The sequence below is a fragment of the Virgisporangium aliadipatigenens genome (assembly GCF_016863615.1).
GTDB classification, from domain to species: domain Bacteria; phylum Actinomycetota; class Actinomycetes; order Mycobacteriales; family Micromonosporaceae; genus Virgisporangium; species Virgisporangium aliadipatigenens.
Map to the genome: position 1 here is coordinate 54,665 of NZ_BOPF01000052.1, position 8,060 is coordinate 62,724.

Consider the following 8,060-nt stretch of genomic DNA (forward strand, 5'->3'; position numbering starts at 1 on the left):
GTTCTGCTTGTCGCGGGTGCAGCGCCCCGTCTACTGGTGGTGGTTCGTGCATCAGGTGGGCGGGTCTACTTTGTGGGCGAGGTCCACCAGCGCCGCGCCCGGGCGACTGTCCACCGGCGGGCCATTGATCTTCTGCCGCGTTTGCCCCGGAGCCCGAACTTCGCTCTATTCCGTTCCGTGACCTCCTCGCCCGAGCCGTCCGCGGGCCGGATTGCGTGCTCACCGCCTCTGACCGGCCGATTCGTATCGTGCGGGCGACTCATGCGCGCGACTCGTCGCCTGATAACAGGTGGCCGATTTCGGGCATTTCACTCTTGGTGGTGAGGTGGTGGAGACGCATGTTTGACGCGGCTTGGGCAGAGGCGGATCGCTGAAAGGTTGCACAGGTTCGGGTCTGGCCTGGCCGTTCGGCGCACGAGCAAGATCTGGCGGCTACTGCCTGACGGGGACACCTGGAGTGCTGCATGCCGCGTCGTCTATCGCTGCCCTGGACCGCTCACAAGCGGGCCCGGATGCCTTTGTGGATTCTGGTGCTGTCCGTGGCTGCGGGCGTGCTCTCGGTTCCGGAGATCGTCATGGCGGCTCCTGGCGATCCGACGCCGGGTGCAGGTGGCCAGTCTGTTCCAGGCTCGCAGCTGAAGGCGCAGCCAGAAACTCCGTCGTTGATGGACGATCCGAAGTATCACCCGGCGCGGCGGGCGACGTTGCCGGCCGGCGGTGCGGCGGTAATCGGCGTTGATGGCGGTAGTTGGGCTGCGGCGCGGGCGGTGGCGCCGGGAACGTCGAGCGCGGCGGTGGCGGGTGGTCTGCCGGTGCGGGTGTCGGCGGCCGCGGATGCGCCCGGTGAGTCCGGCGAACCGCGGACTGCGGCTGAGCAGCAGCGCGCGTTGGCCGGTGTGACGCCGCCCGCGTCAGTACGGGTGGAGGTCGCCGCGCCGGCGGTGGCGGAACGTGCCGGTGTCCGCGGAGTGATCTTCACCGCCTCACGTGCCGATGGAAAGGTCGGCAAGGGCGTGGTGGGCCTGAACGTGGACTACACCGCGTTCGCTGACCTTTATGGGGGCAACTTCGGGCAGCGGCTGACGCTGGTGTCTATGCCGGCGTGCGTGCTGACTACTCCTCAGGTGCGGGAGTGCCAGGTCCAGACCAGGGTTCCGGGTGCGGTGAACGTCGAGGCCTCCGGAGTGGTCTCGGCACCGGTGGTCGACGTCGCGGAGACGGCGCCGTCGTTGGCGCAGCCGAAGGCGCGCCCGGACGGGTCGCCTTCGGCCGTGGATCCGAGCGTGGAGGCGAAAGCTGTTTCCGGCGAGACGGTGTTCGCGTTGGCGGCCACATCCTCGTCGTCGGCCGGGTCCTACACGTCGACGTCGTTGGCGCCGTCGTACTCGTGGGCGGCAGGCTCGGCCAGCGGCGGGTTCAGCTGGTCGTATCCGATGTCGGTGCCGAAGCCGCTGGCCGGCCCGTCGCCGACGGTGGAGTTGAACTACTCCTCGCAGTCGGTGGACGGGCTGTCGGAGAGCACGAACAACCAGGCGTCGTGGGTGGGGCGGGGTTGGGACTGGAATCCCGGCTACATCGAGCGGACGTTCAAGTCGTGCCGCGATGACTATTACGTCGGCGCCGGTGACCTGTGCTGGTCCGATTCAGACAAGATCGCCCAACTGGTCCTCAACGGCAAGTCCGTGACGATCGTGCGCAGTCAGTGGGATGGCCAGTATCGCGTCGTCGACTCGGAGGGCTGGTCGGTGGAGCGGGTCTTCGGCGGCTGGATCGCGGCGACTACCACGCCGAAGTACTGGTGGAAGGTCACCACCCCGGACGGCATGCAGTACTTCTTCGGCCGGTGGCAGCGCTACGAACCGGCGGACACGATCAACACGAACTCGGCGGCGTTCGTGCCGGTCTTCGGCGACGACCCCGGCGAGGAGTGCTACGCGCACTGGAACGGCCAGTACAAGGACTCGTGGTGCAACCAGGCGTACCGGTGGAACCTCGACTACGTCGTGGACCCGTCGGGCAACTCGATGATGTACCACTACTCGAAGTACACCGGAAAGTACGGCCGTAACGTTAACCAGGTCGCCGCGGACTACGACCTGACCACGACCCTCGATCACATCGACTACGGCATGCGCGCCGGGCAGGAAATGAGCGCTCCGGCGCCGTACCGGGTACAGAACTCGTGGTTCAACCGGATCGATGCCAGCAGCACCTGGCGCGACGTCCCCTGGGACCAGTACTGCTCCGCCACGTCGTGCCCACAGCTGCTGTCGCCGACATTCTTCACCCCGTTTCGGCTCAATGCCGTCACCACGCAGGCGTGGAACGCCGCGGCCGGGCAGTACCGCAACGTCGACAAGTGGGACCTGTCGTATGAGTTCCCCGACGCTGGCGGCGGCTCCGGGCCGACGCTGTACCTGCGTTCGATCACGCACACCGGCTACGCCGCCGACGGCGTCACCGGCATGAGCGAGCCGGCGATGCGGTTCGAGGCACGGCCGCTGCAGAACAGGGTCGACTCAACGTCATCCAACGGGGTACCGGCGATGTACCACTGGCGGATGTGGATCATCAAGACCGGCACCGGTCGTGAGGTCGAGGTCGAGTACCTCGGCACGGACTGCACCAAGGCGCTGCTGGACGCCGGGCAGATCGATCCGGACAACAACTTTCGGCGCTGCTACCCCCAGATGACAACCGTCGGCACCTCGACCGGCTGGGGCTGGTTCCACAAGTACGTCGTCCGAAAAGTCACCGACCGCGACCTCGTCGGCGGGAGCCCGCCGGAGACGACCGAATACGAGTACTCGACCGAGGCCTCCTCCACGAACGTGCTGTGGGCGCACGACAAGGCCGACATGGCACCGATCGCGAAACGCACCTGGTCGAACTGGGTCGGCTACTCCACCGTGCGGACCTACCACGGCGACCCCTCCGTACCCCGTTCCAAGACGGTCCAGCATGTCTACCGTGGGCTGAACGGTGACCGTACCGATGCCGGTGACTACACCCGCAACGTCACCGCGATCTCGTCGACCGGTACCAGCGTCGACCGGGAGCCGTTGGCCGGCCGGGTCCTCGAAGAGCTCCAGTACAACTCCGCCACGATCGCCGAATCGAAAACGGTCACCGGGTATCACGCCCTCGAGATCGGTGTCTACGACGCGCCCTGGCCCGACGGCGACCGGCAGATGAACGTCGTCACTCAAGACGTGTCATCCGCGTACACGCTGCGCGCGGACGGAACGTGGCGGGTCACCAGCACGGACACCGACAGCGACTACTACGGGTTGCCGTCGCAGGTGAAGAACTTCGGCGACACTGCTGACCCTAACGACGACTCCTGCACCAACACCGCCTACGCCCGCGGCGGCAGCACCTACATGATGAGCTTCCCGTCGCAGATCACGACGCGGGCCGGCTCGACCTGCGCAGCAGGCGACGCCCGTCTGGCAGAGGTCCGCTACTTCTACGACTCCAGCACCACGTTGGGCGCCGCACCTGTGCGGGGCCTGGCGACCAAGACCGAGAACCTCGTGTCATCCGGGCCGGACGTGTGGGCCACGACCGAGAGTGGATTCGACGCGCTCGGCCGGATCACGTCCACGAAAGACGCTCGCGGCAAGACCACATCGACCGTGTACACGCCGAACACCAACGCGCCGCTGCTGCGGGTTCAGGTCACCAACCCATTGAGTCACACGACAAGCAAGAATTTCGACGGACATCGAGGGCTCATCACCCACGAAACGGACGTCAACAACAAGGTCACCAACCTCGCCTATGACCCGTTGGGAAGGCTCACCAACGTGTGGCGTCCCGGACGATCGACAAGCTCGCTGCCGAATGTCGGCTACGCCTACACGGTGCGAAACGACGGCCCCAACACCGTGACGACAACGACGCTGAGCCCTACCGGAACGCAGATCGCGAGGGTCGAACTGTTCGACGGCCGGTTCCGCACCCGCCAGACCCAGGCGCCCGCACCGCCGGCATACGGGGGGCGGATCGTGAACGACACCGCTTACGACAGCCGCGGCCTTACGGTCAAGCAGTCGACGTTCCACGCCACCGGCGCCGCGACAGGAACCTTGGTCGCGTTCAACGATGTCGATGTCGCCCGGCAAAGCCGCACTGTCTACGACATCCTGTCCCGGCCGACAGCACAACAGGTGTGGTCGCTCAACACCATGAAGTCGCAGACGACGTTGGCCTACGCCGGCGAACGGACCACCACAGTTCCCCCGGTCGGCGGCGCGACGCGCACCGACATTGACGCCCAGGGCCGCACCGTGAACCTGTACGTGTACGCCAACGCGCAGTCCACCGGCACTCCCCAGTCGACCACGTACGCCTACGACCGCGCGGGGAACCTGATCACGATCACCGATCCGGCCGGGAACATCACCCGTTACGGCTACGACCTGCAGGGCCACCGCACATCGACCACCGACCCGAACACCGGCACGTCCACCACGACCTACAACGCGGCCGGCGACACCGTGTCGACCACCGACGCACGTGGACAGAAGAACTCATTCGAGTACGACGCGCTCGGCCGCGTCACCAACAAATGGGCCGGCGAGGTCACCTCGGGCACCCGCCTGGCGTCGTTCACCTACGACACCATCGCCAAGGGCCAACAGACATCATCGACCCGCTACGACAACGGCGGCCAGTACGTCACCGCCGTCACCGGATTCAACGACAACTACCAGCCGACCGAACAGACATGGACTGTGCCGATCGGCGAAGGAGCCCTGTCCGGCACCTACCGATTGTCGTACACCTACAACGCCAACACCGGCGCCACGGCCACCATCAGCGTCCCCGCGGCAGGCGGCCTGCCGGCCGAGACACTCACCTACGGCTACGACGGCCTCGGCAACGCCAACTCCCTCACCGGGTCACAGACCTACGTCGCATCGACCTCCTACACACGCCTCGGGGAAATCTCCGGCCGGGCCTACGGCAGCGGCACCGGTCTGGGACGCATGACCCGCGACTACACCTACGACCCGGCCACCGGAAACCTCGCCACCGTCGTCAGCAAGGTCCCCTCCCCCACCGCCCCGACGACATGGCAAACCGTCCAAAGCGACAGCTACACCTACAACGCCACGAACGACGTCACGGCGATCACCGACACCACCGACAACCAGTCACAGTGCTTCGGCTACGACGCTCAACACCGCCTCACCGACGCCTGGACCGCCGTCGACGCCTGCGCCACCGGCCCCACCACGACGAAGATCGCCACCAGCGGCAAACAGCCGTACTGGGACAGCTGGGCCTTCGACACCGCCGGCCGACGCAGCACCGATACCCGCCGGCTCAGCGCCACCGTCTCCACCAGCCGCACCTACACCTACCCCGCCGCCGGCACCGCCCGCCCGCACGCGGCAACGAAGGTGACCCGCACCGGCACCAACCCCGGCGACGACGCCTTCACCTACGACGCCGCCGGAAACAGCGACCTGCGCACCGTCAACGGCGTCACCACCGACTTCACCTTCAACAGCGAAAACCAGTTCTCCCGAGCCGTTGTCCAAAAGAGCACCGGCAACGAAGAGACCCGTCACCTCTACGACGCCAACGGCAACCTGCTGATCCGCCGCGAGCCCGGCGCGACCACCCTCTACGCCGCCGGCCAAGAGTTCAAACTCGCAGGCGGCACCGTCTCCTGCACCCGCACCTACAACCACGGAAAAACCGCCGTCGCCGTGCGCACCCCGGCCGGACTCACCTGGCTCGCCAACGACCACCAGGGCAGCGCCAGCATCGCCGTCAACGCCGCCACCGGCCAGGTCACCAAACGGCTCTACACCCCCTACGGCGCCGACCGCTCCGGCGCCACCGCCTGGCCCACCAGCCGCGGCTTCCTCGGCAAACAAGACAACAAATCCACCAAACTCGTCGACGTCGGCGCCCGCGAATACGACCCGGAACTCGGCGTCTTCATTAGCCCCGACCCGATCATCAACCTTTCGGACCCACGAACGTTCAACCCCTACGCATATGCCAGCCATACCCCCATCACTCAGTTCGACCCGAGCGGCCTCGCCGCCTGCTATGCACGCGAAGAAGGCGACTTCTGCCCCGGCCACACGAAAGGCCCTGCCTCGGTCAACGAACAGGACTCGTTCATCAAAAAGGGTGGCTACTTCTCCACCTACGTGAAGCCAGCAGACGATGAAGACTATCCCAAGTGCTCAAACAAGAGGGGATCGTCAAACCCGTGCTCCCGGTGGCTGACTGACGAGGAACGCGACCTCGAAAAGCGCGTCAAGAAAATGACCGAAGACGCCGAAAAGTTGTGCGGCACCAGCGTCAACTGCGTCGCGATGTCAGCTGTCGCCATGCAAGACGCCGGCCCCGAAGAACAGGCATGGTGCGTTACATATTTTTACTGGTGCCAAGTGGCCGGACAGGCGAAGAAGCGAGCTGAGCGAGAGAACCCGTTCGACGAAGAATCACAGAAGGCAGAATGGAACGCCTTCAAGCATGCGTACTGGTTCGCGCTCGTCGCCCAGGCCGGTGTCAGCGAGGACGCCGCGCTGCTACTAGGTGCAGCACACGAGATAGGGACATGGAAAGCCAGCAACAGGGGCGACGACCAAATCCCGGACTGGGGATCCCAAGAATCGAGAAAGGACATGCACAATAACAGGGTCGGATGGCAAATCGGGCAGCGCACCACGGGCTACTCCCGAGACTTCTATCTACGGGATCAGTCGGAACCACGTAGGCTCGCCGCAGCAAACATTGTCCAGGCGATCAACGCCGGGAAGCAGCGGGACGCTTCGAGCTGGGGTGACAACCAAACTCCCTATCTCAGATTCAAGTGACGGGCCCTGGGACGGAAGTCAGAGACGATCCAAATGGAACAACCGAAAGAGCCTGCGACAGCCGCCGACGGACGCGGCGACGACCTCACCGCTTCCGTCGAGGCGCAGCCCTCTTCACAGCAGGCCGCCACACCGCGAGCGCACCTTGCGTGGTCGGCCGGTACTGGGATCGCGGTCGGCGCCATCGTCGCCGGGGCACTACAGCACGCCTACAGCCCGCAAGCCGCCGGCTATCTCCTCAACAGCAACCTCCTGCAGTCGGTGGCATGGGTCGGCTGCGGTGGGCTGGTCGTTGCTCCGGTCGTGGCTGCTGTCGCCAAATCGGCCCGGCTACTCGCAGCCATGCTTCTCGCCGCAGTTATCGGGGGGCCAGCCCTCACCGCGCTGCTCGCCGCGACGGTGAACGGTGACGCAGCCGGCGGCCCTGACCGCTTCGCTGCATGGACCTTCGTCGTCGCCGCCGTCTACGCCCTCGCAGGAGCGTTGACGTCTCCGCGAACCGGGCGCATCACCATCGCCTCCGCAGTGGTAGTCCTGCTACTCACCACAACCCTGGTGACAGTGCTGGAACGCGGCTCGCAGCAGCGATGGCGCACGTGGGACGTCGCGAACTACGACGTCACCCTTGCACTGCCCGACATCCCGGGATATGCGCCGAGCGGCATGCGCTACGGGGTGCAAGGCTTGCACATCGACATGTCCGGCCCAGGCGGCATCGTCAGCGTAGAACTGCTGGACAGCAAAGCATCAAAGATCCGCTTCTGCGGCTTGCAAACGCCGTGTTGGAACCGACCAGGCGACCGGTGGTCCGACGCCCGGCTCGTGACGCGCCGCCTCGGCGGCCGCCTCATCCAGATCGCGCCCGCCGAAGGGGCAACCATCGAGATATCCATCGACGTCCCGATACACCCGGTCGCAGCCAAGACCGTAGCCCAACTACCGACCCTTCCCCCACCTGACAACGACTGACGTCACCCCTCAGGCGATCTGAACAGAGTGGGCAGAACGGTGCGGTGATGGCTTCGCAGCGCCGGTCGCTCGCGAAGAACTCTCCTACGCAGGGCGTTCTTCAGCGTGGCATCGCCAGCCGGCCGAGAGGCGGCCGACTCTTCTCAGGCATCCCCGATGGCATTCGTGACCGGGGGTTCAGCCTTCACCACCTTGCCCGCTGTTTCTCCTGCCTGCGCCACCGGGACTGTCTCGGCTGGGGGG

The 8,060-nt window shown here is 65.8% G+C and carries 2 protein-coding genes; both read left to right on the forward strand.

All coding sequences use genetic code 11. From position 1 onward, the window contains the following. Window positions 1-512: 512 nt before the first annotated feature. On the forward strand, window positions 513-6,848 hold the full coding sequence (locus Val02_RS42685) for an RHS repeat-associated core domain-containing protein (RefSeq protein WP_203905071.1): 6,336 nt from the start codon (window positions 513-515) through the stop codon (window positions 6,846-6,848). Window positions 6,849-6,881: 33 nt separating this feature from the next. Next, window positions 6,882-7,817 carry a hypothetical protein gene (locus tag Val02_RS42690; RefSeq protein WP_203905072.1) on the forward strand — a complete coding sequence of 312 codons (936 nt, stop codon included), beginning with the start codon at window positions 6,882-6,884 and terminating at the stop codon, window positions 7,815-7,817. Window positions 7,818-8,060: the final 243 nt, after the last annotated feature.

Bases quoted from the DNA above. Each gene is read 5' to 3' on its own strand.
- Val02_RS42685 (WP_203905071.1), top strand. From the start codon at position 513: ATGCCTTTGTGGATTCTGGTGCTGTCCGTGGCTGCGGGCGTGCTCTCG.
- Val02_RS42690 (WP_203905072.1), top strand. From the start codon at position 6,882: ATGGAACAACCGAAAGAGCCTGCGACAGCCGCCGACGGACGCGGCGAC.